The sequence below is a fragment of the Streptomyces sp. NPDC015242 genome (assembly GCF_043079125.1).
GTDB lineage: Bacteria > Actinomycetota > Actinomycetes > Streptomycetales > Streptomycetaceae > Streptomyces.
Map to the genome: position 1 here is coordinate 472,769 of NZ_JBIBUF010000001.1, position 23,549 is coordinate 496,317.

Annotated in this window: 22 protein-coding genes; 14 read left to right on the top strand and 8 right to left on the bottom strand. The window is 72.9% G+C overall.

The window, feature by feature from the left end:
• Positions 1 to 253 precede the first annotated feature (253 nt).
• Positions 254 to 1,999, bottom strand: a complete 1,746-nt coding sequence (locus tag ACF07N_RS02130; RefSeq protein WP_392107223.1) for an enoyl-CoA hydratase-related protein — start codon at positions 1,997 to 1,999, stop codon at positions 254 to 256.
• A 209-nt stretch (positions 2,000 to 2,208) separates the two neighbouring features.
• On the opposite strand from ACF07N_RS02130, the gene ACF07N_RS02135 reads away from it, so the two are divergent.
• Both ACF07N_RS02135 and ACF07N_RS02140 read left to right on the top strand, forming a co-directional pair.
• Positions 2,209 to 2,967, top strand: a complete 759-nt coding sequence (locus ACF07N_RS02135) for an IclR family transcriptional regulator (protein WP_392107226.1) — start codon at positions 2,209 to 2,211, stop codon at positions 2,965 to 2,967.
• Positions 2,968 to 3,068: 101 nt separating this feature from the next.
• The gene (locus ACF07N_RS02140; RefSeq protein WP_392107229.1) at positions 3,069 to 4,295 is read left to right on the top strand and encodes a PP2C family protein-serine/threonine phosphatase; all 1,227 of its coding nucleotides are present in this window, start codon (positions 3,069 to 3,071) and stop codon (positions 4,293 to 4,295) included.
• Positions 4,296 to 4,305: 10 nt separating this feature from the next.
• Here the strand turns inward: ACF07N_RS02140 and paaK are convergent, their stop codons facing one another.
• Entirely contained in the window at positions 4,306 to 5,664 is a 1,359-nt protein-coding gene (gene paaK, locus ACF07N_RS02145) for a phenylacetate--CoA ligase PaaK (protein ID WP_392107232.1), read from the bottom strand.
• Entirely contained in the window at positions 5,661 to 6,050 is a 390-nt protein-coding gene (gene paaI, locus ACF07N_RS02150; RefSeq protein ID WP_383343597.1) for a hydroxyphenylacetyl-CoA thioesterase PaaI, read from the bottom strand. Before paaI ends, paaK begins: the two co-directional genes overlap by 4 nt.
• A 198-nt stretch (positions 6,051 to 6,248) precedes the next feature.
• On the opposite strand from paaI, the gene paaA reads away from it, so the two are divergent.
• The 8 genes from paaA (at position 6,249) to ACF07N_RS02190 (ending at position 13,399) form a co-directional block, all read left to right on the top strand.
• Complete coding sequence (paaA, locus tag ACF07N_RS02155; protein ID WP_392107235.1) at positions 6,249 to 7,235, top strand: 1,2-phenylacetyl-CoA epoxidase subunit PaaA; 987 nt, start codon at positions 6,249 to 6,251, stop codon at positions 7,233 to 7,235.
• Positions 7,232 to 7,525 carry a 1,2-phenylacetyl-CoA epoxidase subunit PaaB gene (gene paaB, locus ACF07N_RS02160; protein ID WP_094051976.1) on the top strand — a complete coding sequence of 98 codons (294 nt, stop codon included), beginning with the start codon at positions 7,232 to 7,234 and terminating at the stop codon, positions 7,523 to 7,525. Before paaA ends, paaB begins: the two co-directional genes overlap by 4 nt.
• A gap of 10 nt (positions 7,526 to 7,535) precedes the next feature.
• A complete protein-coding gene (gene paaC / locus ACF07N_RS02165; protein WP_392107239.1) occupies positions 7,536 to 8,363 on the top strand; it encodes a 1,2-phenylacetyl-CoA epoxidase subunit PaaC in 828 nt (275 codons plus the stop codon).
• Positions 8,357 to 8,872, top strand: coding sequence for a 1,2-phenylacetyl-CoA epoxidase subunit PaaD (paaD, locus tag ACF07N_RS02170; RefSeq protein ID WP_383329214.1), 516 nt, complete (start codon positions 8,357 to 8,359; stop codon positions 8,870 to 8,872). Before paaC ends, paaD begins: the two co-directional genes overlap by 7 nt.
• Positions 8,872 to 9,987 carry a 1,2-phenylacetyl-CoA epoxidase subunit PaaE gene (gene paaE / locus ACF07N_RS02175; RefSeq protein ID WP_383329217.1) on the top strand — a complete coding sequence of 372 codons (1,116 nt, stop codon included), beginning with the start codon at positions 8,872 to 8,874 and terminating at the stop codon, positions 9,985 to 9,987. Before paaD ends, paaE begins: the two co-directional genes overlap by 1 nt.
• 113 nt (positions 9,988 to 10,100) lie before the next feature.
• Entirely contained in the window at positions 10,101 to 12,068 is a 1,968-nt protein-coding gene (locus ACF07N_RS02180) for a heavy metal translocating P-type ATPase (RefSeq protein WP_392107243.1), read from the top strand.
• Between the two features lie 109 nt (positions 12,069 to 12,177).
• Positions 12,178 to 12,825: a 1,4-alpha-glucan branching protein gene (locus ACF07N_RS02185; RefSeq protein ID WP_392107246.1), complete on the top strand. Its 648-nt coding sequence runs from the start codon at positions 12,178 to 12,180 to the stop codon at positions 12,823 to 12,825.
• A gap of 172 nt (positions 12,826 to 12,997) precedes the next feature.
• Positions 12,998 to 13,399: an SseB family protein gene (locus tag ACF07N_RS02190; RefSeq protein ID WP_383329226.1), complete on the top strand. Its 402-nt coding sequence runs from the start codon at positions 12,998 to 13,000 to the stop codon at positions 13,397 to 13,399.
• On the opposite strand, the gene ACF07N_RS02195 is transcribed toward ACF07N_RS02190, so the two are convergent.
• The 5 genes from ACF07N_RS02195 to ACF07N_RS02215 all read right to left on the bottom strand — a co-directional run bounded on the left by ACF07N_RS02195 (position 13,396) and on the right by ACF07N_RS02215 (position 18,069).
• Complete coding sequence (locus ACF07N_RS02195; protein WP_392107249.1) at positions 13,396 to 13,821, bottom strand: MarR family winged helix-turn-helix transcriptional regulator; 426 nt, start codon at positions 13,819 to 13,821, stop codon at positions 13,396 to 13,398. The two genes, ACF07N_RS02190 and ACF07N_RS02195, sit on opposite strands and share 4 nt — an antisense overlap.
• 72 nt (positions 13,822 to 13,893) lie before the next feature.
• A complete protein-coding gene (locus ACF07N_RS02200) occupies positions 13,894 to 14,925 on the bottom strand; it encodes a LacI family DNA-binding transcriptional regulator (protein WP_383329232.1) in 1,032 nt (343 codons plus the stop codon).
• Positions 14,922 to 15,830, bottom strand: a complete 909-nt coding sequence (locus tag ACF07N_RS02205; RefSeq protein ID WP_392107252.1) for a carbohydrate ABC transporter permease — start codon at positions 15,828 to 15,830, stop codon at positions 14,922 to 14,924. The genes ACF07N_RS02200 and ACF07N_RS02205 overlap by 4 nt, the downstream gene beginning before the upstream one ends.
• The gene (locus tag ACF07N_RS02210) at positions 15,827 to 16,753 is read right to left on the bottom strand and encodes a carbohydrate ABC transporter permease (RefSeq protein WP_383329238.1); all 927 of its coding nucleotides are present in this window, start codon (positions 16,751 to 16,753) and stop codon (positions 15,827 to 15,829) included. Before ACF07N_RS02210 ends, ACF07N_RS02205 begins: the two co-directional genes overlap by 4 nt.
• Positions 16,750 to 18,069 (bottom strand): ABC transporter substrate-binding protein, encoded by a 1,320-nt coding sequence (locus ACF07N_RS02215; RefSeq protein ID WP_392107256.1) that lies wholly within the window; start codon positions 18,067 to 18,069, stop codon positions 16,750 to 16,752. The genes ACF07N_RS02210 and ACF07N_RS02215 overlap by 4 nt, the downstream gene beginning before the upstream one ends.
• 183 nt (positions 18,070 to 18,252) lie before the next feature.
• On the opposite strand from ACF07N_RS02215, the gene ACF07N_RS02220 reads away from it, so the two are divergent.
• The 4 genes from ACF07N_RS02220 (at position 18,253) to ACF07N_RS02235 (ending at position 23,429) form a co-directional block, all read left to right on the top strand.
• Positions 18,253 to 20,274 (top strand): beta-galactosidase, encoded by a 2,022-nt coding sequence (locus ACF07N_RS02220; protein ID WP_392107259.1) that lies wholly within the window; start codon positions 18,253 to 18,255, stop codon positions 20,272 to 20,274.
• Between the two features lie 111 nt (positions 20,275 to 20,385).
• Positions 20,386 to 21,945 (top strand): arabinogalactan endo-beta-1,4-galactanase, encoded by a 1,560-nt coding sequence (locus ACF07N_RS02225; RefSeq protein ID WP_392107262.1) that lies wholly within the window; start codon positions 20,386 to 20,388, stop codon positions 21,943 to 21,945.
• A gap of 194 nt (positions 21,946 to 22,139) precedes the next feature.
• Complete coding sequence (locus tag ACF07N_RS02230) at positions 22,140 to 22,397, top strand: ArsR/SmtB family transcription factor (RefSeq protein ID WP_392107265.1); 258 nt, start codon at positions 22,140 to 22,142, stop codon at positions 22,395 to 22,397.
• Positions 22,398 to 22,592: 195 nt separating this feature from the next.
• Complete coding sequence (locus ACF07N_RS02235; protein WP_392107268.1) at positions 22,593 to 23,429, top strand: undecaprenyl-diphosphate phosphatase; 837 nt, start codon at positions 22,593 to 22,595, stop codon at positions 23,427 to 23,429.
• Positions 23,430 to 23,549: the final 120 nt, after the last annotated feature.

Genomic DNA, 23,549 nt, shown 5'->3' on the forward strand with positions numbered 1-23,549 from the left:
CTGCCCGGCCTCCGATCCGGCCCGGGCGGTGACCCGCCAGGCCTCCGATCCGGCCCGGGCGATGACCTGCCAGGCCCTCGATCCGGCCCGGGCGGTGACCTCCCCGGCCCCCGATCCGCCACCGCCCCGACACCGGCCCGTCGCGCCGCACCGCCGACGGGCCGTCGTCATGCCGGGGCGTCCGCGCGGTGGCCGGGGGACGGGCGTGCCGGGCCCGGCACGGCACCGGCGGACGCCGCGCGCTGAGGTGCGCTCATGCCGTGCCGCGTGCGGCCAGCGGCCGGGCCGAGCCGCTCGGCAGCCCGCGGACCAGGGCGGACCGCAGCGCGTGGTACGGAGCCTGCGGGTCGGAGAACACGTCCCGCATGCGGGCGAGTTCGGTCCGCCGGTACTCGGCCAGGGGCTGCTGGAGCTCGTCCGCGTGGCGTGCCGTGGTCTTGGTGGTGATCCGGCGCGGCAGGTCCGGGTCGGCGGCCACCTCGGCGGCGAGGCGCTCGACCTCCGCGGTGAACTCCCCGGGCGGGACCGGCACCAGACGGTCCACCAGCCCCATGCGCTCCGCGGCCGCCGCGCTCACCGGCAGTCCCTCGCCCGTCAGCCGCTCGGCCGTCTCGGCACCCACCCGGCGCGGCAGCGAGTACGTCCAGAACTCCGAGCCGTACAGGCCCAGGTTCCGGTAGTGCGGGTTGAGGACGGCGCCCGTGCGGCACCAGACCTCGTCGGCGGCCAGGGCGAGCATGACCCCACCCGCCGCCGCGTTGCCGCCGAGAGCCGCGACCACCACCCGGTCGGTGGTGCGCAGCACGGCTTCGACCAGGTCGTTCATGGCGAGGAGGTTGGACCAGGACTCGCCCGCCGGGTCGCTCGAAGCCTCGATGACGTGCGGATGGAGGCCGGTGGAGAAGACGTCGCGGGCACCGCCGAGGACCAGCACCGAGGTGCGGCGGGTGAGCGCGTAACGGTAGGCGGCGAGCAGCCTGCGGCAGTGCGTGGTGCTCATCGCCCCGCCGGGGAACGAGAACGACAGGAAGCCCACGGCCCCCCGCTGCCGGTAGCGGATGTCGGCCCAGGTGGTGCGGCCGGGCGGCAGTTCGAGCGGGACGGCGATCTCCGGCAGCCAGTACGGGCGGTCGTTGGACCCCGGCATGCCGGGGCCGCTGCCGGGCGGCGCGGGAAAGCCGGAGAGCACCGAGGCCGCGGGACGGCGGAACGGCGCCGGGTCGCCCGAACCCTTGCCGGGGCGCAGCTCCGGGATCCACACCGCGCCGTCCCGGGTGGCCCGGCACAGCGCACCGGACCGGGTCGCCAGCAACTCCCCGGGCTCGCCGCGCAGCCGGTCCTCCGGGTGCCCCCCGTGCAGGAACACCTCCCGGCCGCAGAGCTCGTCCGGGACGCCCGGCCGCGAGTCGGCCGCGCGCAGCTTGCGCAGCACCGTCTGGGTGTCGTCGTGTCCCCAGTCGATCCGCCGCTCCTCCTGGTGGAGGGCGTCGCGCCACACCACGCGGATCCCGGGATCGCTCTGCGGCCGGGGCTTGAACGACCCCTCCGTGAAGCGCCGTACCGCCAGCAGCACCGCGGCCGTGGCGGCGTCGGACAGCTCGTTGCGGTACACGTCGCCCTTGCCGGCGGGCGGCACCGGGAAGGATCCGTCCGCCCACACGTCACCCGCGTCCAGCGCCGCCTCGGCCTGGAACACCGTCACACCCCACTCGGACGCGCCCTCGGTGATCGCCCAGTCCAGGGAGGACGGGCCACGGTCGCCGGGCGGCCCGGGACGCACGATCAGACAGGTGTGCTCCCGCCACACGTCCTCGGGCAGGGCCGATGTCAGCATCGGCGCGACGATCAGTTCCGGACGCACCTCGCGCACGGCGGCCCGGACCGCGTCGGCCCCGTGCGAGGCGAGAACGGCGTCCACCCGGTGCCCCTGGTCCGACAGTTCGGCGTACACACGCTGGGAGAGGCTGTTGAACGCGCTGGCGACGAGCAAGATGTCCATGACACGGCATGCTCGCGGCTCGGGGGAGGGCCACGAAGGACCGATGCGGCGTTTCGCCCCTCTTGTCCGCTTACGGCCGGTAAAGCGTTACCGACGTGCGGGGCACGCGCACGGGCGCACGGGGCGCGGCGAGCGCATACGGACGCCCCGGTCTCGCTCCGCACGGCCTCCGCCTTGCCCCCGCGGCACCGTCGGCGCACGCTGGTGCCATGGGTGCGCGAGACGGCCCCACGCTCATCACCTCCGTGCAGCGGGCCATGCGCCTGCTGGAGGCGGTCGGCGCGCACGAGAACGGCGCACCGGCGAAGCAGCTGGCGCGCGAGACCGGCCTGCCCCTGGCCACGGCGTACCACCTGCTGCGGACCCTGGTGCACGACGGATACGTGCGCAAACTCGACGACGGCGGGTTCGTCCTGGGCGAAAAGCTGCAGGCCCTGCGGACCACGGGCCGTGCGCAGGCCCTGCTCAGCCGGGTCCGGCCCGCCCTCGCCGCGCTGCGCGACGAACTGGCGGCCCCCGCCTACCTCACCTTCTTCGAGGAGGGCGAGATCCGCGTCGCCGAGATCGTCGACGGTCCCGGGACGCCCCGGGTCGATCTCTGGGTCGGCTTCGAGGACGCGGGGCACGCGACCGCGCTCGGCAAGTCCGTGCTGCGCGAGCTGGACGACGAGGCCCGCAGGGACTACCTCTCCCGGCACCACCTCGCCGACCTCACCCCGCGGACCGTCACCAGCCCGCCGGAACTGCTGCGCCGGCTGGACGCCGCGCCCCTGGCCCCGGCCGTCACCGACCTGGAGGAGTACGCGCTCGGCACGGTCTGTGTCGCCGTGCCCGTGTACAGCGGCGACACCGTCGGCTCCCTCGGCGTCTCCCTGCCCGCCCACCGGTACTCCCGCCTGCCGGAGATCCGCACCCGGCTGCTCCCCACCGCGAACCGGGTGACGCGAGGGCTCTCGCTCACTATCTGAAAATCCGATCCTTGCGGATGCCCGGACCCACCCCGTTCTCTGGAGGAAACGGACATTTCAGTGATGTGCCCGGCGCACAGGTGAGGACCGCGGATCCAGACATGAGCCAAGCGCGACACCATGGTGGCGACCACCGGCCGGTACGGCCGTTCCTCGACCGAGTGGCCGGGGCCGGGAGTCCGGCCCGCCGACGTGCCGTCGCGCACCTGGCCGCCGGGGCGCCCGTCCTGCCCGTCGCCCTGGTCTCCGTCGTCGTCTGCGCCGACCTCGCGGACGGGGCGGGGACGAGCTGGCTGCCGCTGCTCGCGGCCGGGCCGGCCCTGGCGGCCACCACCAACGGGCCGCGCGGAGTGCTGTGCGTCGGCTCCCTCGCCGTGGCGCTGGGCGCGACCCTCGGCCGTGTGGACGCGCTGACCGTCCGGCAACTGGCCGCCCTCCTGGCGCCCCTGGCGGCCGTCACCCTCGCGAGCGTCCTGGCCAGCGTGTTGCGCGGACGCCGGGAGCGGGTGCTCGCGGCCGTCCGTTCGGTCGCCGAGACCGCCCAGCACGCCCTGCTGCGGCCCGTGCCCACCGTCGTCGGCCCGTTCCAGGTCGCCGTCCGCTACAGCGCCGCGGCGGCCGAGGCCCGCATCGGCGGGGACCTCTACGCCCTGATCTCCACCCCGCACGGGGTGCGGCTGATCGTCGGGGACGTGCGCGGCAAGGGCCTGCCCGCCGTGGGGACGGCCGCCCTGGTGCTCGGCGTCTTCCGCGAGGCCGCCCACGACGAACCCGATCTGCTCGCGGTGGTCGACCGGATCGAGCGCAGCCTGGCCCGCAACCTCGGCCACGACGACTTCGTCACCGCCGTGGTCGCCGGCTACCCGCGCGCCGGGCACCTGGAGGTGGTGAACTGCGGCCACACCCCGCCGCTGCTGGTGAGCGCCGCCGGGAGCGTGACGGCCGTGGAACCCGACCAGCCGGCCCCGCCCCTGGGCCTGCGCGCCCTCACCCGGCACACGCCGGGCCTGCACACGCTGCCCTTCGCCGACGGCGACCAGCTGCTGCTCTACACCGACGGCGTCACCGAGGCCCGCGACGGCGGCCGCGCCTTCTACCCCCTGGCCGAAGGGCTGGAGCGGCACGTCACCCACGAACCGTCCCGCACGCTCGACGCGCTCCACGAGGAGCTGCTGGCCCACGTGGGCGGCCGGCTGCACGACGACGCCGCCCTGCTGCTGATCCGCAAGCCGGCCGCGTCCGGGTCCTCCCTGACGCCCGCGGTCACCGCGCGTCCCCCGGCCCCCGCCGCATCCGCTCCCGCCGATCCGGCGCGCTCCTGTTCGTGAGCGTGCGCGGTCAGTCCGCGCGCAGGTCCTTGAGCCGGCGGAGCTTGCCCAGGGAGCGCTCCAGGGTCTCCGGCTCGACGATCGTCACCTCCGCGGAGACGCCCACCCCGTCCTTGACGGCCTGCTCGATCGCGCGGGCCGCGGCCTCCCGTTCGCCGGGGCCGGTGCCGGGCCGGGTCTCCACCCGCACGGTCATGTGGTCCAGCCGGCCGCGCCGGGTCAGCTGGATCTGGAAGTGCGGGGCCACTCCGGGGGTGCGCAGCACGATCTCCTCGATCTGGCTCGGGAAGACGTTCACCCCGCGCAGGATGATCATGTCGTCGCAGCGTCCGGTGATCTTCTCGATGCGGCGGAACGCGGGCCGGGCCGTGCCGGGCAGCAGCCGGGTCAGATCGCGGGTGCGGTAGCGCACCACCGGCAGCGCTTCCTTGGTCAGGGACGTGAAGACCAGTTCGCCCTCCTCGCCCTCGGGCAGCACCTCGCCCGTGATCGGGTCGACGACCTCGGGGTAGAAGTGGTCCTCCCACACGTGCAGCCCGTCCTTGGTCTCCACGCACTCCTGCGCGACGCCCGGGCCGATCACCTCCGACAGGCCGTATATGTCGACCGCGTGGAGGTCCGTCCGCTCCTCGATCTCGCGGCGCATCTCCTCCGTCCACGGCTCGGCGCCGAAGATGCCCACCCGCAGGCTGCTCGTGCGCGGGTCGACGCCCTGCCGCTCGAACTCGTCGAGCAGGGTGAGCATGTAGGACGGGGTGACCATGATGATCTCGGGCCGGAAGTCCTGGATGATCTGCACCTGCCGGGCGGTCATGCCGCCCGAGGCGGGGATCACCGTGCACCCGGCCCGCTCGGCGCCGTAGTGCGCCCCGAGGCCGCCGGTGAACAGGCCGTAGCCGTAGGAGATGTGCACCTTGTGGCCCGGGCGCCCGCCGGCCGCCCGGATCGAACGGGCCACCAGGTCCGACCACATCGACAGGTCGTTCTCCGTGTAGCCGACCACCGTGGGGCGCCCGGTGGTGCCGCTGGAGGCGTGGACGCGGCGCACCTGGTCCATGGGAACGGCGAACATACCGAAGGGATAGGTGTCCCGCAGGTCTGCCTTGGTGGTGAAGGGGAAGCGGGCCAGGTCCTCCAGGGAGTGGCAGTCGTCGGGAGTGACCCCGGCAGCGTCGAACTTCTTCCGGTACGTCTCCACATTGGCGTAGGCGTGCCGCAGGCTCCGGCGCAGACGGTCGAGCCGCAGCTCGCGCAGCTGCTCACGGGTCAGGCGCTCGGCGTCGTCCAGCAGGTCGTGGGGGAGGGGCTCGCCCCGCCGCCGGCCGGTCCCGGCCACGATGTCCGTCCCGGTCCCCGTCTCGCTGGTCATGCCGGCTCCTTCGGCGTCGTGCTTTTGATGCTGCGGCTGCGGCCCCGGAATTCCGCTATCACCTCGTCGCCCCGCCGGACGGTGACGTCGTAGAGGCCGCTGCGGCCGTACCGGGTGCGTTCCTCGGCTCGCGCCACGAGGACGTCGCCCTCGTGTGCCGGGGCCACGAAGGTGATGTCGGCGCCGGCCGCGACCGTCGTCGGTCCGTGGCTGTTGCAGGCGCACGCGAAGGCGCTGTCGGCGAGCAGGAAGACGTACCCGCCGTGGGCGATGCCGTGCCCGTTCACCATCGACCGGGTCACGGTCATGCGCAGCACGGCCGTCCCCTCGCCCCGCTCCAGCAGCTCGATGCCGAGGCCGCGGGAGGCCTCGTCCGCGGCGAACATGGCCTCCGCGGCCGGTGTCGCGTCAGCGGTATGACTCACTTCTCGCACCACCTTGTAGCCCGACCGAACATTCGGTTAGCTTCGGTGCCGCCAAGTAATCAACTCGCCTCGGCGCCTGTCAAGGGTCAGGGTCTTACCAAGGCGCGGCGCCTTGTCATACCATGGACCGAACGAATGGTCGGTTGGGAAGTGGGACGGATGGACACGACACACTCCAGCCCCCCGGGGGCGGACGGCACCGAGCCGGTTCTCCAGCGGCACTTCGACGCGACGATCGCGCGGGACCAGCGGATCGAGCCGCGCGACTGGATGCCCGAGGGCTACCGGAAGACCCTGATCCGCCAGATCGCGCAGCACGCGCACTCGGAGATCATCGGCATGCAGCCGGAGGGCGAGTGGATCACCCGCGCCCCGTCGCTGCGCCGCAAGGCCATCCTCTTCGCGAAGGTCCAGGACGAGGCCGGGCACGGGCTGTACCTGTACTCGGCGGCTGAGACGCTCGGCGCCGACCGCGCGGACCTGACGGAGCGGCTCATCGAGGGCCGCCAGAAGTACTCCTCGATCTTCAACTACCCGACGCTCAGCTTCGCGGACGTCGGCGTGATCGGCTGGTTCGTGGACGGGGCCGCGATCTGCAACCAGGTGCCGCTGTGCCGCTCCTCCTACGGGCCGTACGCGCGCGCCATGGTGCGCATCTGCAAGGAGGAGTCGTTCCACCAGCGGCAGGGCTACGAGCTGCTGATGACGATGATGCGCGGCACCCCCGAGCAGCGCGAGATGGTCCAGGACGCGGTGAACCGCTGGTGGTGGCCGTCGCTGATGATGTTCGGCCCGCCCGACGACGCCTCGCCCAACTCCGCGCAGTCCATGGCCTGGAAGATCAAGCGGCACAGCAACGACGAACTGCGCCAGCGCTTCGTCGACATGACCGTCCCGCAGGCCGAGAAGCTCGGCGTCACGCTCCCCGACCCGGAGCTGCGCTGGAACGAGGAGCGGGGCCACCACGACTTCGGCACGCCCGACTGGGACGAGCTGATGCGGGTCATCAAGGGCGACGGACCGTGCAACGACCAGCGCATGACCCGGCGCCGCACGGCCCACGAGGAGGGCGCCTGGGTGCGCGAGGCGGCCACCGCCCACGCCGCCAAGCAGGCGCGCCGCGAACGGAAGGGAGCGGTGGCATGACCGCCGGCAAGCAGGACTGGCCGCTGTACGAGGTGTTCGTGCGCGGCAAGCGCGGCCTGAACCACGTCCACGTGGGCTCGCTGCACGCGGCCGACGACCGCATGGCGCTCACCCACGCCCGCGACCTCTACACCCGCCGCAACGAGGGCGTGTCCATCTGGGTCGTGCGCTCCGAGCACATCGCCGCCTCCACCCGCGACGAGAAGGACCCCTTCTTCGAGCCCAGCGCCGACAAGGTCTACCGCCACCCGACCTTCTACGACATCCCCGACGACGTCCCGCACATCTGAAGGAGAGGGCATGAGCGACGACCACGTCTACCTGACCCTCGCCGAGGGACACGAGGACGACACCCGCTGGGCCTACGGCACCGGCTTCGAGGACCCCCTGCACGGCGTCGACACGAGCGTCCCGGACGGCGTCGACGTCCGCGAACTGGCGGACCTCTGCGTCACGTTGGCCGACGACGCCCTGGTCTCCGCCCAGCGGCTCGCCGAGTGGACCACCCGCGCCCCCGAACTGGAGGAGGAGGTGGCCCTCGCCAACATCGGGCTCGACCTGCTCGGCCAGGCCCGCCTGCTCTACTCCCGCGCGGGCCAGGTCGACGGCACCGGCCGCGACGAGGACGCCTACGCCTACTTCCGCGACGCCGGCGACTTCCGCAACGTGCGCCTGGCCGAACTGCCCAACGGGGACTTCGCGTTCTCCGTCGTCCGGCTGCTGGTGTTCTCCAGCTGGCGCCTCGCGCACTTCGAACGGCTCACCGCGCACCGCGACCCGGTGCTCGCGGCGATCGCCGCCAAGGGCGTCAAGGAACTGGCCTACCACCGCCAGTACGCGGCCGAGTGGGCTGTCCGGCTCGGCGACGGCACAGAGGAGTCGCACCGGCGGATGCGCAAGGCGCAGGAGCAGGTCGCCCCCTACCTGGGTGAGCTGTTCACGGCGTTCGACGTGCGCGACGAGGTCGTCGCGGTGCTGCGCCAGGTCACCGAGGCGGCCGGGCTGCCCATGCCGGTGTACCGCCCGCTGCCCGGCTCCGGCCGCGCCGGGGAGCACACCGAGCATCTGGCCCCGCTGCTGGCCGAGTTGCAGGGCGTGGCCCGGGCGCACCCGGAGGCGGCATGGTGACCACGCTCCTGGACGCCCGGCGGGCCCGGCGGGTCGCCGAGCAGGTGCCCGACCCCGAACTGCCCATGCTCACCCTGGCCGACCTCGGGGTGCTGCGCGACGTCTCCCTGACGCAGGACGGGACGGTGGTCGCGAGCCTGACCCCGACCTACTCGGGCTGCCCCGCCATGGCGGAGATGCGCGCCGGTGTGGCCGCCCGGCTGCGGGACGCCGGGTACGCGCGCGTGCAGATCCGCACCGTCCTCGACCCGCCGTGGACCAGCGACTGGATCACCGCCGAGGGCCGCCGCAAGCTCGCCGAGCACGGCATCGCCCCGCCCGGGGCCGCGCCCGCGCGCGCCGCCGGACCGGTGCCGCTGGTGCTGTCGCCGACCCGCCGCTCGGTGCCCTGCCCGCGCTGCGGCAGCGCGGACACCGAGGAGACCTCCCGCTTCGCCGCCACGTCATGCAAGGCCCTGTGGCGCTGCCTCGCCTGCCGCGAGCCGTTCGAGTACCTCAAGGAGATCTGATGGAGGACCTGATGGAGCCGGCCCCCGCCCCGGCGGCCCGCCCGCGCGCCCGCCGACGCCCGGTCTTCCACCCCCTGCGGGTCGCCGCCGTGCAGCCGCTGTGCGAGGACGCGGCAGCCGTCAGCTTCGACGTCCCGGCCGAGCTGGCCGAGGAGTTCGCCTTCGCGCCTGGCCAGTCGCTCACCCTGCGGCGCGAGATCGACGGCCGCGACGAGCGCCGCTCCTACTCCATCTGCTCACCGGCCGGCGCGGCCCCGCGCATCGGCGTCCGGGTCGTCCCGGGCGGTCTGTTCTCCTCCTGGCTGGTGCGCGAGCTCCGCCCCGGCGACACCGTCGAGGTCATGGCCCCCACCGGCGCCTTCACCCCCGACCTCACCACGCCCGGGCACCACGTCCTCGTCGCGGCCGGTTCCGGGATCACGCCCATGGTCTCCATCGCCGAGTCCGTCCTGGCCGCCGACTCCCGCTCCCGCGTCACCCTGCTGTACGGCAACCGCCGCACCGGCACGGTGATGTTCGCCGACGAGCTGGCCGACCTCAAGGACCTGTACCCGACGCGCTTCCAGCTCGCCCACGTGCTCTCCCGCGAACCCCGCGAGGCCGAGGTGCTCTCCGGCCGCCTCGACGCCGAGCGGCTCGCGGCCCTGGTCGACGCGCTGGTCGACGTGGAGTCCGCCGACCACTGGTGGCTGTGCGGCCCGCACGGCATGGTCCGCTCCGCCCAGCAGGTGCTGTCCGGCCTCGGCGTCCCCGCCGAGCGCGTCCACCAGGAGCTCTTCTACGCAGACGACGAACCGGTGCGCGAGGTCAGGCACACGGAGGCTGGCCCCTCCGGACCCGTCAGCCAGGTCACCGTCACCCTCGACGGCCGCTCCACCACCTCCGCCCTGCCCCGCGACCGCTCCCTCCTCGAAGGCGCCCAGCAGACCCGCCCCGACCTGCCCTTCGCCTGCAAGGGCGGCGTGTGCGGCACGTGCCGGGCCCTGGTCACCGACGGCAAGGCCGACATGCGCCGCAACTTCGCCCTCGAACCGTCCGAGGTGGACGCGGGCTACGTCCTCACGTGCCAGACGTTCCCGGTCTCCGAGACGCTGACGGTGGATTTCGACACCTGAGCCGGGCCGTCCGGGGACCCGGACCCCGGCGGCTCCATATGAAGGCATGAATGAGTCTTCATGTGTTCCTGTATGGTGAGGGGCGCTGCCGCGCCCCCGCCTGAAGGATCCCGATGACCTCCACCCTCACGCCGCCACCGGCCGCCCGGGCCAAGACCGCCGGTCCCGGGCCCGTACCCCGGCGGCGCACCCGTGTCCTGGCGCTCCCCGAGGCACGCTGGGCCGCCGCCGCCACGGCCTTCTTCCTGCTCGCGCTGCCCCTCCAGCTGACCGGCGCCCCCGCCTGGACGTGGGGCCCGCTGTACGCGCTGGCGTACGTCACGGGCGGCTGGGAGCCGGGCTGGGAAGGGCTGAAGGCGCTGCGGGAACGCACCCTCGACGTCGACCTGCTGATGGTCGTCGCCGCCCTCGGCGCAGCCGCGATCGGGCAGGTGATGGACGGCGCGCTCCTCATCGTCATCTTCGCCACCTCCGGCGCGCTGGAGGCCCTGGCCACGGCCCGCACCGCCGACTCCGTCCGCGGCCTGCTCGACCTGGCCCCCGCCACGGCCACTCGGCTGACCCCGGACGGCGGTGAACAGACCGTGCCCGTGGAGGAGCTGAGGGTCGGCGACACCGTCCTCGTCCGCCCCGGGGAGCGGCTCGGCGCGGACGGCCGGGTCCTCGAAGGGACGAGCGAAGTCGACCAGGCCACCATCACCGGCGAACCGCTCCCCGTACCCAAGCAGCGCGGCGACGAGGTCTTCGCCGGCACCCTCAACGGCACCGGCGCCCTGCACGTCCGGGTCGAGCGCGACGCCGCCGACTCGGTGATCGCCCGGATCGTCCGCATGGTGCAGGAGGCGTCCGAGACCAAGGCGCCCACCCAGCTGTTCATCGAGAAGGTCGAACAGCGCTACTCGCTGGGCATGGTGGCCGCGACCCTGGCCGTCTTCCTGGTGCCGCTCGCCTTCGGGGCACAGCTCACCGACGCGCTGCTGCGGGCCATGACGTTCATGATCGTCGCCTCGCCCTGCGCGGTCGTACTGGCCACCATGCCGCCGCTGCTCTCCGCCATCGCCAACGCGGGCCGGCACGGCGTGCTGGTCAAGTCGGCCGTGGTGATGGAGCGGATCGGCCAGGTGGACGCGGTCGCGCTGGACAAGACCGGCACGCTCACCGAGGGCAGCCCCCGCGTCACCGACGTCCGGCCGCTGCCCGGATCCGGCCTGTCCGAGGACGAACTGCTCACCCTGGCCGCGGCCGCCGAGCGGCCCAGTGAGCATCCGCTGGCCCGGGCCGTGGTGGGCGCGGCCCGCGAGCGCGGCCTCGACCTGCCCGGCGCGGTGGACTTCACGTCCGCGCCCGGCGTCGGCGTGACGGCGGTGGTCGCGGGCCGCGCGGTCGCGGTCGGCGCACCGGCCCGGCTGTCGGACGACGTGGCAGGCCCGGCCGCGGACCTGGAGGGGTCCGGCCGCACCGCCGTCCTGGTCGTCGTCGACGGGGTCCCCGCCGGGCTCCTCGGCCTCGCCGACCGGCTGCGCCCGGACGCGGCCGGGACGGTCGCCTCCCTTGCCCGGCTCACCGGCGCGGCTCCCGTGCTGCTCACCGGTGACAACCCGCGGGCCGCGGCGCGGCTGGCCGCCGAGGCCGGCATCGACGACGTGCGCGCCGGGCTGCTGCCCCAGGACAAACTGGCGGCCGTCCAGGAGTGGGCGGGCGCGGGCCGCAAGGTGCTGGTCGTCGGGGACGGCGTCAACGACGCCCCCGCCCTGGCCGCCGCCCACACCGGCGTCGCCATGGGCCGGGCGGGCTCCGACCTCGCCCTGGAGACCGCCGACGCCGTCGTCGTCCGCGACGAACTCGCCGCGGTGCCCGCCACGGTGGCCCTGTCCCGCCGCGCCCGCAGGCTGGTCGTGCAGAACCTCGTGATCGCCGGGGTGTTCATCGCGGGTCTCGTCGCCTGGGACCTGGCCGGCGAACTGCCGCTGCCGCTGGGCGTCGCGGGCCACGAGGGCTCCACCGTCCTCGTCGGGCTGAACGGCCTGCGGCTGCTGCGGGAGAGCGCCTGGCAGCGGGCCGCCGCGGAGGGCCGGGGCTGACCCTTCCACCGGTGCGCCGGGCGCCGGGACGAGGTCCTCGGCGCCCGGACGGCGGCCGGGCAGGCGTAATCTCGGGGCTTCCGACGACCCGACGGAGGGAAACCGCGGCATGGCCGTCATCCACCGGACCACGCTCAAGCCCACCAAGCTGGAACTGCTCACCTCCTGGCTGCCCTCCCGGCCCTGGTACCGAGGCGGGGCGAGTGCGCCCCGGCTCGCCAAGGCGGGTGGATTCCGGCTGGACGACCCGCGGGGCGAGGTGGGGATCGAGTTCCTCGTCGTCACCGACACCGCCGGACCCCGCCCCACGGCGTACCTGGCCCCCCTCACCTACCGCGGCGCCCCGCTCGACGACGCGGAGCACGCCCTGGTGGGCACCATGGAGCACGGCGTGCTCGGGCCGCGCTGGGCCTACGACGGCTGCCACGACCCGGTGTTCCTCGCCCAGCTGCCGGCCCTGATCGAGGGACGGGTGCGGGCCCAGGACCAGAACGTCAGCGACGTCCCCGACGACGAGGTCACCGTCGTCCGCACCGGCGACCGCCCCCTCCCCACCGGCTTCACCGCCACGGACGAGGCGGACGGCACCCGCCTGACCTCACCGGCCGGGCCGGTGCTGCGCCTGCACCGGGTCCTGGAACCCGCCCCGGACGGCGCGCCCGCCCCGGGCGAGGGAGTGACCGGCCATGTCACCGGAGCCTGGACGCTGCCGGACGGCACGCGGGTGCGAGGGCTGCTCGCCGTCCTGCAGGAGTGAATTGTGCTCCACAAGTGGAAGCGTGCTCCCTGAGCGGCCCGCGGACCCTTCTGAGAACCTCCGGGCGTGACAAGGGTTGCCCCGGGTCGGTTCGGGTACGCGAGCAGGACCGCACCCGGGGCGGATCATGCCCCGGGTGGGCCGCACGACCGCCGCTATCAGGGAATCTGCCATGGAGACACCCGCAAACGACCCCACGCCCACGCCCGCCCAGCGGGCTCTGGACGTCCTCGCCGAGAACACGGAGGACGCGGCGGCACTGGACGCGCTCGCCAACAGCGACGTGCTCATCCCCGTGCCCGACGACGCCGGCGACGGCGACGCCACCAACCCGTCGGCGGTGGCGCTGCCCGTCCTGGAGCAGCCGGGCGGCGAGCCGGTGGTGCCCGTGTTCACCTCGGAGGTGGAGATGGCCGGACTGCTGCCGTTCGTCTCCCGCTACCGTCTGGTGCCCCTCGGCGCCCTCGCCGCGCAGTGGCCGGCCGACGACCTGTCGCTCACCATCGACGGCAGCTCCGACCACCGCCTGACACTCACTTCGGAGGGAGTCCGCACGCTGCTGGCACGTCCCTAGGACGACCGGCCCGCACCCGGGTCCTGGCGCTCCTGCTCGCCCAGGGTCCGGGCCAGCGCGGCCCGCTGCAGGGGCAGCACCTCGGCGTGCAGGTCACGGCCCTTGGCGGTGAGGGCGACCCAGACGCCGCGCCGGTCCTCCTCGCACACCGAGCGCGTCACCAGGCCGTCCTTCTCCAGCCGGGCGATCAGCCGCGATAGCGCGCTCTGGCTGAGGTGCACCCGCCCCACCAGGTTCTGCACGCGGCACTGCTCGCCCTCCTCGGACGTGGCCGTCGCGAGCATGTCCAGCACCTCGAAGTCGGACGCGCCGAGACCGTGCGGATGCAGCGCCCGGTCGATCTCGCACATCGTGCGCGCGTGCGCCGACAGGATGTCCCGCCATCGTTCCTCGAGCCGCGTACCAGCCGTTTTCGCCGCCATACGGGAACGGTAACACCGGCGCGCCGTTCTATGAGCGTGCATGAAGCAGGCTCCGCGCCGGGCGCGGCTCGCCTAAGCCGACTCCCGCTTCACCAGCTCCGTCGGCAGGATCACCGCCGCCGGATCCTCACCGCCGATCTGTGCCAGCAGCACCCGGACCATCTCGGCGCTGATCCGGTCCCACGGCTGCCGGATGGTCGTCAGCCCGGGGCTGGCGGCGAGCGCGGCGGGGGAGTCGTCGAAGCCGCCGACCGCGACGTCCTGCGGCACCCGCCGCCCCGCCCGGCGCAGCGCCGCCAGCACGCCCTGCGCCATGAGGTCCGAGGCGACGAACACCGCGTCCATGTCCGGGGCCTGTGCCAGCAGCCGCTCACCTGCCGCCTCGCCGCTGGCCCGGCTGTAGTCGCCGGAGACGACGAGCCGCTCGTCGACGTCCAGGCCCGCCTCGGCGAGCACCTCCTGGTACCCGGCGAGGCGCTCGACGCCGCCGGGCGTGTCCAGCGGGCCGGTCACCGTGCCCACCCGGCGCCGGCCCAGCGACAGCAGATGGCGCACCATGTCCCGGGCCCCGTCCCGGTCGTCGGCGGCCACGTAACTCACCTTCGAACCCAGCCCGATCGGCTTCCCGCAGGCGACCAGCGGCACCCCCGCGCCGCGCAGCTGCTCGGCGACCGGATCCCCGGAGTGGCTGGAGACCAGCAGCACCCCGTCCACGTGCCCGGCGGTGATGTACCGGGTGATGCGGCGCCGTTCGTCCTCGGTGCCCGCCAGCATCAGCAGCAGCGGGACGTCGTGCGCGGCCAGCGCCTGGGTGCAGCCGCGCAGCAGGACGTTGAAGTTGGGGTCCTCGAAGAACCGCTCCTGCGGCTCGGTGAGCAGGAAGCCGACCGAGTCGGACCGGCCGGTGATCAGGGAGCGGGCGTGCCGGTTGACGACGTAACCGGTCTTGCGGATCGCCGCGTTGACCGCCTCCTGGGCGGCCGGGCTGACGTAGTGGCCGCCGTTGAGCACACGTGAGACGGTCCCGCGCGAGACCCCCGCCTCGCGCGCCACGTCGTGAATCGTGGGCGGCCTGCGCCTGCCCCCCGCAGCGTTCATGGTCATGACTTTACGGCTCCGGACAGCAGATCCAGGCTCCAGAACCGCTGGACGACCAGGAAGAGGGCGACCAGCGGCAGCACCGCGAGGAACGCGCCCGTGATCACCAGCGTGTAGAGCGCCGGGGAGTTGGCGCCCTGCTCCAGCAACGTGTACAGCCCCAGGGTGATCGGGAACTTCTCGTCGTCGCTGAGCATGATGTACGGCAGCAGGAAGTTGTTCCAGATCGCCACGAACTGGAAGAGGAACACCGTCACCATGCCGGGGATCATCATCGGCAGCGCGACCCGTGTGAAGATCCGCCACTCGCCCGCCCCGTCCATCCGCCCGGCCTCCACCACATCGGCCGGCACCGCCGCCGCGGCGTAGATCCGCGCCAGGTAGACGCCGTACGGCGAGAGGATCTGCGGCAGCAGCACCGACACGTACGAGTCCGTGAGGTCGGCCTGCGCCAGCAGCAGGTACTGCGGGACGGCGAGGATCACCGGCGGCATCAGCACGCCCGCGAGCAGCACGTTGAAGAGCGCCTCGCGGCCCCGGAAGCGGTAGACCGCCAGGGCGTAGCCGCTGACGGCCGAGACGCACGTGGACAGCAGGGCGCCGAGACCGGCGTACAGGGCGGAGTTGCCCATCCACTGCCAGTAGACGCCGTCGCGGTAGGCGTGCAGGTCCCTCACGTTGTCCGCGAAGCCCGTGCCCGGCAGGAAGGTGAACGTGGAGAACAGCTCACGGCCCGACTTGGTGGCCGCGATCACCACCCAGGCGACCGGGAGCAGGCAGTAGAGCGCGCCGAGCAGGAGCGTGACCGTCGGGACGAGGGCGATCCGGCGGCGCAGCGGCGGCCGGTCCCGGTCGGTGCCGGGCGTGCTGCCCGCCACCGGCTCGGCCTGGGGGACGGCGAGGGAACTCATCGGGCGGCCTCCTGCTTCTGACGGCGGTTCGCGGCGCGCAGGAAGCCGAAGGACAGCAGCAGCGTGGCGAGGGCGATGATCACGGCCTGCGCGGCGGCTCCGTGGATGTCGTTCTCGCCGAAGGCGTCCCGGTACACCTTCATCAGCGGACTCCACGTCGTCGACACGGAGTTGGTGAGCGGCTTGAGGGTGGTGGGCTCGTTGAACATCTGGAGCGTGGCGATGATCGAGAAGAAGAACGTCAGCACCAGCGACGGGGCCACCATCGGGATCTTGATGCGCAGGGCGATCTGCAGCGGTGTGGCGCCGTCCAGCTTCGCGGCCTCGTGCACCTCCGCGGGGATCGCCTTCAGCGACGTGTAGATGACGATCATGTTGAAGCCGGTGCCGCCCCACACCGCGATGTTCGACAGCGCCAGGTACAGCGGCCCGCCGTCCAGCAGGTCCGGCTGCGGCAGGCCGAGCCTGTCCAGCACGAAGTAGAACGGGCTGACGTCCGGCAGGTACAGGAAGCCCCACAGCAGCGCCGCCACCACGCCCGGGATGGCGTACGGCAGGAAGATCGCGAGCCGGGTGAAGGGCGCGAGCCGCACCCTCTCCGAGTCGAGCATCAGCGCGAAGAGCAGGGCGAGCCCCAGCATCACCGGGACGACGATGCAGCCGTAGCCCAGCACGCGCAGGGCGCCGCCGAGCAGTTCGCTGTCGGAGAGGGCGTCGGTGTAGTTCTCCAGTCCGGCCCAGACCTCGCTGCGGGCGCCGGAACCCAGCCCGAGGCCGGAGACCTTCACCTTGCGGAGGCTGAGCCAGAGCGCGTAGCCGATCGGCAGGGCGAAGAACAGCGCGAACAGGACCGTCGCGGGAAGGAGGAAGGCGTACGGGGCCCCCTTGACCCCGTACGACCGCCGGCGTGCCGTGCTGCTCACTCCGCGACCTCGAAGCCCTGCTTCTTCATGTCGGCGACGGTGTCGGCCTGCATCTCGTCCAGCGCGGCGCCGAAGTCCGCCTTGTTCTTGGCGGCGGCGCCGAAGGCGTCCTTGAAGGTGGTGTAGGCGACGTTCACGTTCGGGCCCCAGGCCGAGGGCGCGGTGGTCTCGGCGATCTCGGCGGCCTTGGTGTAGAAGTCGGCCTGGTTGGCGAAGTAGGCCGGCGGCTTGAGGAAGGCGCCGCTGGTCTGGGCGTTGGTGGCGGCCGGGTAGATGCCGCTCTCCTTGGCCAGCGCGTTCAGGGCGGCCCGGTCGGTGTTCAGCCAGGTGGCGAACTTCGCGGCGGCCTCCCGGTGGTCGGAGTCCGTGGTGACGGCGGTGGAGGAACCGCCCCAGCTGCCGGTGCGGTTCTCGCTCGCCGACCACTGGGGGAGCGGGGCCATGGCCCACTTGCCCTTGGTGTCGGGGGCGGCGGTGGTGAGGGTGCCCGGGGCCCACACCGCGCTGACCCAGGCGATCTGCTTGCCGGTGTTGAGCGCCTTGTTCCACGCCGGGGTGTACATCGGCTGGTTGTCGATGGCGCCCTCCTTCACGAGGCCGCCCCAGAACTTCGCGACCTTCTGCGTCGCCGCGTCGTTGATGGAGACCTTCCAGCGGTCGCCCGAGGTCGTCCACCACTTCGCGCCCGCCTGCTGGGCGAGACCCGCGAAGAGGCCGGAGTCGTTGGCGGAGAAGGTCGTGAGGTCCTTGTCGGGGGCGGCCTTCTTGAGCTCGCGGGCCGTCTCGGCGAACTCGTCCCAGGTCGTCGGCACGGTCAGGCCGTACTTCTCGAACAGGTCCTCGCGGTAGTAGAACATCATCGGGCCGATGTCCTGCGGCACCGCGTAGACCGCGTCCGTGCCCAGGGTCGTCTGCTGCCAGACGCCGTCGGCGAACCGGTCCTTCGCCCCCGCCACGTCCTCCGCTATGTCCGCGAGGGCGTCGTTGCTGACCAGCGTGGGCAGGGCCTGGTACTCGGCCTGCACCAGGTCGGGGGCCTTGCCCGCCTTGTGCGCGGTGAGGATCTTGGTGACGAGCGTGTCACCGGAGGCCTGCTTCTTCACCGTGACGGTGATCTGCTCCTTCTTGCCCGGCCCCTTGTTCCACAGGTCCACGACCTTGTCCATGCCGGGCGTCCAGGTCCAGTACGTCAGCGAGACCGGCCCCGACCCGGTCCCGCCGTCCCCGGAATCCGAGCCACAGGCGGCGAGCGTGGTGGCGCCGAGCGCGAGAGCGACGGCGGATGTCACGAGGCGGCGGCGCTTCGTGTGCGGCATGGATCTCTCCCCTGACCTGGGGTCCTCGCCTGCTGCGAGGACCTGCCATGCTTCTGTGAGCGTTCACAGTAGAGAAACATCCCGGACACTTGTCAATGGTTGTTGCTGTGCGGTTATGTTGGGCTCCGCACCGCGCTGCTGTGTGTGCACGTTCCCAATTGATCGATCAGCGGGAGACCATCCATGCCGGACACCACCCCCAGGGGCCTCACCAGGCTCGCCTTCGGTGGGGACTACAACCCCGAGCAGTGGCCGGAAAGCGTCTGGCAGGAGGACGTCCGGCTGATGCGCGAGGCCGGCGTCACCATGGTGAGCGTCGGGATCTTCTCCTGGGCCCTGCTGGAACCCTCGCCCGGCACTTACGACTTCGGCTGGCTCGACCGGCTCCTGGACCTGCTGCACGAGCACGGCGTCCGGGTCGACCTCGGCACCCCCACGGTCGTCCCGCCCGTCTGGTTCTACCGGGCCCACCCCGAGGCGCTGCCCGTCACCGCCGAGGGCGTGCGCTACGAGTTCGGCTCCCGCGCGGCCATCTGCCACAGCAACGCCGACTACCGCGCCGCCGCCGCGAGCATCACCACCGCGCTCGCCGAACGGTACGGAAACCACCCGGCGCTGGCGCTGTGGCACGTCCACAACGAGTACGGCGTCCCCGTCTCCGCCTGCTACTGCGACTCCTGCGCCGCCCACTTCCGCCGCTGGCTGGCCGCCGCCTACGGCACCGTCGACGCCGTCAACGAAGCATGGGGCACGGCCTTCTGGGGCCAGCGCTACACCGGCTTCGAGCAGATCAACCCGCCCCGGGTCACCCCGGCCGCCGTCAACCCGGCCCAGGCGCTGGACTACAAGAGGTTCGCCGACGCCACCATGCGCGAGAACTTCGTCGCGGAGCGGGACATCCTGCACCGCCTGTCCCCGGGCGTCCCGGTCACCACCAACTTCATGACCGCGCTCAGCCAGTGCGACTCCGTCGACTACTGGGCCTGGGGCCGCGAGGCCGACCTCGTCACCAACGACCATTACCTGATCACCGACGGCCGGCGCACCCACGTGAACCTCGCGATGGCCGCCGACCTCACCCGATCCGTCGCGGGCGGTGCCCCCTGGCTGCTGCTCGAACACTCCACCTCGGGTGTCAACTGGCAGCCCCGCAACCCCGCCAAGGCCCCCGGGCAGATGGCCCGCAACTCCCTGGCGCACGTGGCGCGCGGCTCCGAGGGCGCCATGTTCTTCCAGTGGCGCCAGTCCCGGCGCGGCGCCGAGAAGTTCCACTCGGCGATGGTCCCGCACGGCGGCACCGACACCCGCGTGTGGCGCGAGGTCGTCGAACTCGGCTCCTTCGTGCACGCGTTGGCCGAGATCCGCGGCACGCGCACCGAGGCCGACGTGGCCGTGCTGTGGGACTGGCACTCCTGGTGGGCGCAGACCCTCGACTGGCGCCCCAGCGTCGACCACGACGCCCGCGAGCGCGCCGACGCCTTCTACGAGGCCCTCTACGACCGCCACCTCACCGTCGACTTCGCCCACCCGGAAGCCGACTTGTCGAGGTATCCCCTTGTCGTCGTACCGGCCCTGTACCTGATGACGGAGGCGGCCGGGCGCAACCTGACCGCATACGTCGAAGGAGGCGGCACCCTGGTCGTGTCGTACTTCTCCGGCATCGTCGACGAGCACGACGCCGTCCACGAGGGCGCCTACCCGGGCCCGCTGCGGGACGTCCTGGGCCTCACCGTCGAGGAGTTCTCACCGCTGCTGGCCGGCGAACGCGTGCGGCTCACCGGCCCCGACGGGACCGAGCTGAACGCGGACGTCTGGACCGAGTTCGTCGTGCCCCGCGGCGCCGACACGGTCCTCACCTACGCCGACGGCCTGGCCTCCGGGCTGCCCGCCGTCACCCGGCACCGCCTCGGCGAGGGCACCGCCTGGTACGTCTCCACCCGGCTCGGCGCCGACGGCCTCGACACGCTGCTCGGCATGGCCGCCGAGGACGCCCGGCTCGCCCCGCGCGCCGACCTGCCCCGCGACGTCGAAGTGGTCCGCCGCACCGGCGAGTCCGGCACCTACCTCTTCGCCGTCAACCACACCGGAGCGGACGTCAAGGTGCCTCTGGAGGTCCCGGGCACCGAGCTGCTCACCGGTGAGCGGGCCGCCGGCCGCCTGCCCGTCCCCGCCGGAGCCGTCCGGGTCGTCCGGCTCGACGGCTGAACCGACTCCCTCCGCCCGCGTGTGCCACGAGCCGCGGGCGGAGGGGCTCTCCCGCCCGGCCGCGGACGGGAGACACTCCCCAACCCCACGTCGAAGGGACGACGGACGACGATGTTCCATCCCAGACGCACCCTCAGGGCCCTGCTGCTGCCGCTCGCCGCCGGGCTCGCCCTCACCGCCCTGCCCGCCCCCTCCGCCCACGCCGCGAGCACGCTGGCCAACGGCGGCTTCGAAGCCGACGGCGCGGGTGCTGCAGCACCGGCCGGCTGGTCCGAGTACGGCGACACCGGCGCCTCGTTCACCGAGTCCGGCGGCCACGGCGGCAGTTACCGCCTGAGCCACTGGGCCGCCGGCGCCTACAAGGTGGAGACCTACCAGTACCTGTCCGGACTCACCAACGGCGCCTACAGGCTCACCGCCTGGGTGCGCTCGGGCGGCGGGCAGAAGTCCGCCTACATAGCGCTGAAGAACTGCGGCGGCGCCGAGCAGCGCACCGACCTGCCCGTCTCGGCCAGTGGCTGGATCCGGATCGTCGTGCCGGTCGACGTGACCAACAACCAGTGCACGATCAGCGTCAACAGCGACGCGAACGCGGGCAACTGGATCAACGTCGACGACCTGACCTTCGCCCGGGGCACCTCCGGGACGTCGGTCAAGGGCGCCGACATCTCGTCCCTCGCCAAGAGCGAGGCCAGGGGCGGCGTCTACCGCAACGCCTCCGGCACCGCCGGCGACGCCCTGTCGATCCTCAGGTCGAACGGCATGAACTACGCCCGCCTCAAGGTGTGGGTCGACCCGGCCGACGGCTTCAACAACAAGGCCCGCGTCCTGGCCACGGCCAAGCGCGTCAAGGCCCAGGGCATGAAGCTGCTGGTCGACTTCCACTACTCCGACTTCTGGGCCGACCCGGGCCGCCAGGACAAGCCCGCCGCCTGGGCGGGGCACTCCTACAGCCGGCTGAAGACGGACGTGTACCAGCACACCTACGACGTGCTGAACGCCCTGAAGGCGCAGGGCACCACCGCCGACATGGTCCAGGTCGGCAACGAGATCAACGGCGGCATGCTGTGGACCGAGGGCTCCACCTCCAACTGGCCGCAGCTCGCCGGCCTGCTCAACTCCGGCTACGACGCGGTCAAGGCGGTCAGTTCCGGCACCACCGTGGCCCTGCACCTCGCCGAGGGAGGTGACCTGGAGGGCACCCGCTGGTGGTTCGACAGCGCCCGCTCCCACGGCGTGCGGTTCGACGCGATCGGCCTGTCGTACTACGGCTACTGGCACGGCACCCTGGCCGACTTCCAGACGACCCTGGACGACGCCGCCACCCGCTACGGCAAGCCCGTGTTCGTCGCCGAGACGGCCTACCCGTTCCGCCTGGACAGCGAGGACGCCCACGAGAACATCATCGACACCGAGGCCGAGCTGGTCCCGGGCTATCCCGCGAGCGTGGCCGGCCAGACCCGGTGGATGAACGACGTGGCGAGCATCGTGGAGGCCGTCCCGAACGGCCGCGGCCTGGGCGTCTTCTACTGGGAGGCGACCTGGACGGCGGTGTCCGGCAACGGCTGGGACCCGACCGACGCCTCCTCGGGCAACGGCTGGGAGAACCAGGCGCTGTTCGGCTACGACGACCGGGCGCTCACGTCGATGTCCTGGTTCCGCCACCGCTGAGTGCGTGGGGGAGGGGACGTGGCCCGCTCCGCCGTCCCCTCCCGTCGCGCCGGACCGGACGGAGCCGAACTCATGGACGGCACAGGGCAGTTCGGTATCGGTCAAGGACTCGGAGTCCCGGACGTGACCGCATGGTGTGCGGGACAGTGGGAAGACGCGGTGCAGAGGACGACGCCGCGAGGCAGGGGCACGCCATGCTGAGCACTCCCACGGACGAGACGCGGCTGCGCATCCTGGCCTGGCTGAGGGAACCCGGCCCCGCCGCGGGCGGGGTCACCGCGGACGCCGTCGCCGAGCACTTCGCGCTGCCGCGCCCGGTCGCCACCACCCACCTGCGGCTGCTGGAGGCCGCCGGCATGCTGCGCAGCACCCGGTCCGGCGGGCGGCTGTGCTACCGCCGCGACGACATACGGATCGCCGAGGTCGCCCGCATGTTCGAGAAGGGCTGGTAGGCCGCTCCGCGCGTAAGGAGTCGGTGTGAACCGCCGGGGCGGTGCGGCCGTGCCCGGCGCTGCACGACGGGAGGAAGCGGGGGAGGGGAACTGCCCGAAGGGGTTGGCGTGCGCGCGCAGGTGAGAGCCGTTCTCGCCCGCGTGCGGTACCACTGACGCCTCCGCTCCCGCCCCTGTCGAACAGAACTGGATCCCATGAGCGTCATCACCGTCGGTCAGGCCGTCGTCCTCGGAGCCGTCGAGGGGGTGACCGAGTTCCTGCCCGTCTCCTCCACCGGCCATCTGAAGATCGCCGAAGGGCTCATGGGCATCCCCGTGGACGACCGTGCCGTGGTCGGGTTCTCGGCCGTCGTCCAGGTCGGCGCGATCGCGGCCGTGCTCGTGTACTTCTCCCGGGACATCGTGCGGATCGCCTCGGCCTGGGGGCGCGGTCTGCGCCACCGTGAGGAGCGGGACCGCCACGACTACCGGTTCGCCTGGTGGGTCGTCTGGGCCACCGTCCCGGTCGTCGCCGTGGGGCTCGCCGCCGAGCCGTTCATCGAGGGCCCGCTCGCCTCGCTGTGGGTGGTGGCCGGCTCGCTGGTCGCCGGCAGTGGGGTGATGTGGGCGGCGGACCGGGCGGGCCGGCACACGCGCGGCGAGGACGCCGCCTCCTTCAGGGACGCCATGCTGGTCGGCGCCTCGCAGATCCTCGCCCTGCTCTTCCCGGGCTTCTCGCGCTCCGGCGCCACCATGTCGACCGCCCTGGTCCTCGGCCTGGACCGCGTCGCCGCCACCCGGCTCTCCTTCTTCCTCGGCATCCCCGCGCTCACCGGTGCCGGCGTGTACGAGCTGAAGGACGCCCTGGGCACCGGGGTGGGCGCGGCGCCGCTCGCCGCCGGGACGGTCGTCTCCTTCGTCGTGGCGTACGCCGCCGTCGCGTGGCTGCTGAAGTTCGTCGCCAAGCACTCGTTCAGCGCGTTCGTCATCTACCGGGTCGTGGTGGGTGTGCTGCTGTTCGGGCTGCTCGGGGCGGGTGTGCTGCACGGCTGAGTGTCCTGGGGGAAGACGACGCCGTCCGTGGTGGCGTCGTCCGTCCGCGGTGCCGTCGTGGCTCGTCGCGCGGTTTTCCCGCAGCCCCCCGGGGCGCCTCTTGACAGCGTGAGCCGCCGG

Coding starts and splice junctions, on each gene's coding strand:
- ACF07N_RS02130 (WP_392107223.1), bottom strand. CDS start 1,999: ATGGACATCTTGCTCGTCGCCAGCGCGTTCAACAGCCTCTCCCAGCGT.
- ACF07N_RS02135 (WP_392107226.1), top strand. CDS start 2,209: ATGGGTGCGCGAGACGGCCCCACGCTCATCACCTCCGTGCAGCGGGCC.
- ACF07N_RS02140 (WP_392107229.1), top strand. CDS start 3,069: ATGAGCCAAGCGCGACACCATGGTGGCGACCACCGGCCGGTACGGCCG.
- paaK (WP_392107232.1), bottom strand. CDS start 5,664: ATGACCAGCGAGACGGGGACCGGGACGGACATCGTGGCCGGGACCGGC.
- paaI (WP_383343597.1), bottom strand. CDS start 6,050: ATGTTCGCCGCGGACGAGGCCTCCCGCGGCCTCGGCATCGAGCTGCTG.
- paaA (WP_392107235.1), top strand. CDS start 6,249: ATGGACACGACACACTCCAGCCCCCCGGGGGCGGACGGCACCGAGCCG.
- paaB (WP_094051976.1), top strand. CDS start 7,232: ATGACCGCCGGCAAGCAGGACTGGCCGCTGTACGAGGTGTTCGTGCGC.
- paaC (WP_392107239.1), top strand. CDS start 7,536: ATGAGCGACGACCACGTCTACCTGACCCTCGCCGAGGGACACGAGGAC.
- paaD (WP_383329214.1), top strand. CDS start 8,357: ATGGTGACCACGCTCCTGGACGCCCGGCGGGCCCGGCGGGTCGCCGAG.
- paaE (WP_383329217.1), top strand. CDS start 8,872: ATGGAGGACCTGATGGAGCCGGCCCCCGCCCCGGCGGCCCGCCCGCGC.
- ACF07N_RS02180 (WP_392107243.1), top strand. CDS start 10,101: ATGACCTCCACCCTCACGCCGCCACCGGCCGCCCGGGCCAAGACCGCC.
- ACF07N_RS02185 (WP_392107246.1), top strand. CDS start 12,178: ATGGCCGTCATCCACCGGACCACGCTCAAGCCCACCAAGCTGGAACTG.
- ACF07N_RS02190 (WP_383329226.1), top strand. CDS start 12,998: ATGGAGACACCCGCAAACGACCCCACGCCCACGCCCGCCCAGCGGGCT.
- ACF07N_RS02195 (WP_392107249.1), bottom strand. CDS start 13,821: ATGGCGGCGAAAACGGCTGGTACGCGGCTCGAGGAACGATGGCGGGAC.
- ACF07N_RS02200 (WP_383329232.1), bottom strand. CDS start 14,925: ATGACCATGAACGCTGCGGGGGGCAGGCGCAGGCCGCCCACGATTCAC.
- ACF07N_RS02205 (WP_392107252.1), bottom strand. CDS start 15,830: ATGAGTTCCCTCGCCGTCCCCCAGGCCGAGCCGGTGGCGGGCAGCACG.
- ACF07N_RS02215 (WP_392107256.1), bottom strand. CDS start 18,069: ATGCCGCACACGAAGCGCCGCCGCCTCGTGACATCCGCCGTCGCTCTC.
- ACF07N_RS02220 (WP_392107259.1), top strand. CDS start 18,253: ATGCCGGACACCACCCCCAGGGGCCTCACCAGGCTCGCCTTCGGTGGG.
- ACF07N_RS02225 (WP_392107262.1), top strand. CDS start 20,386: ATGTTCCATCCCAGACGCACCCTCAGGGCCCTGCTGCTGCCGCTCGCC.
- ACF07N_RS02230 (WP_392107265.1), top strand. CDS start 22,140: ATGCTGAGCACTCCCACGGACGAGACGCGGCTGCGCATCCTGGCCTGG.
- ACF07N_RS02235 (WP_392107268.1), top strand. CDS start 22,593: ATGAGCGTCATCACCGTCGGTCAGGCCGTCGTCCTCGGAGCCGTCGAG.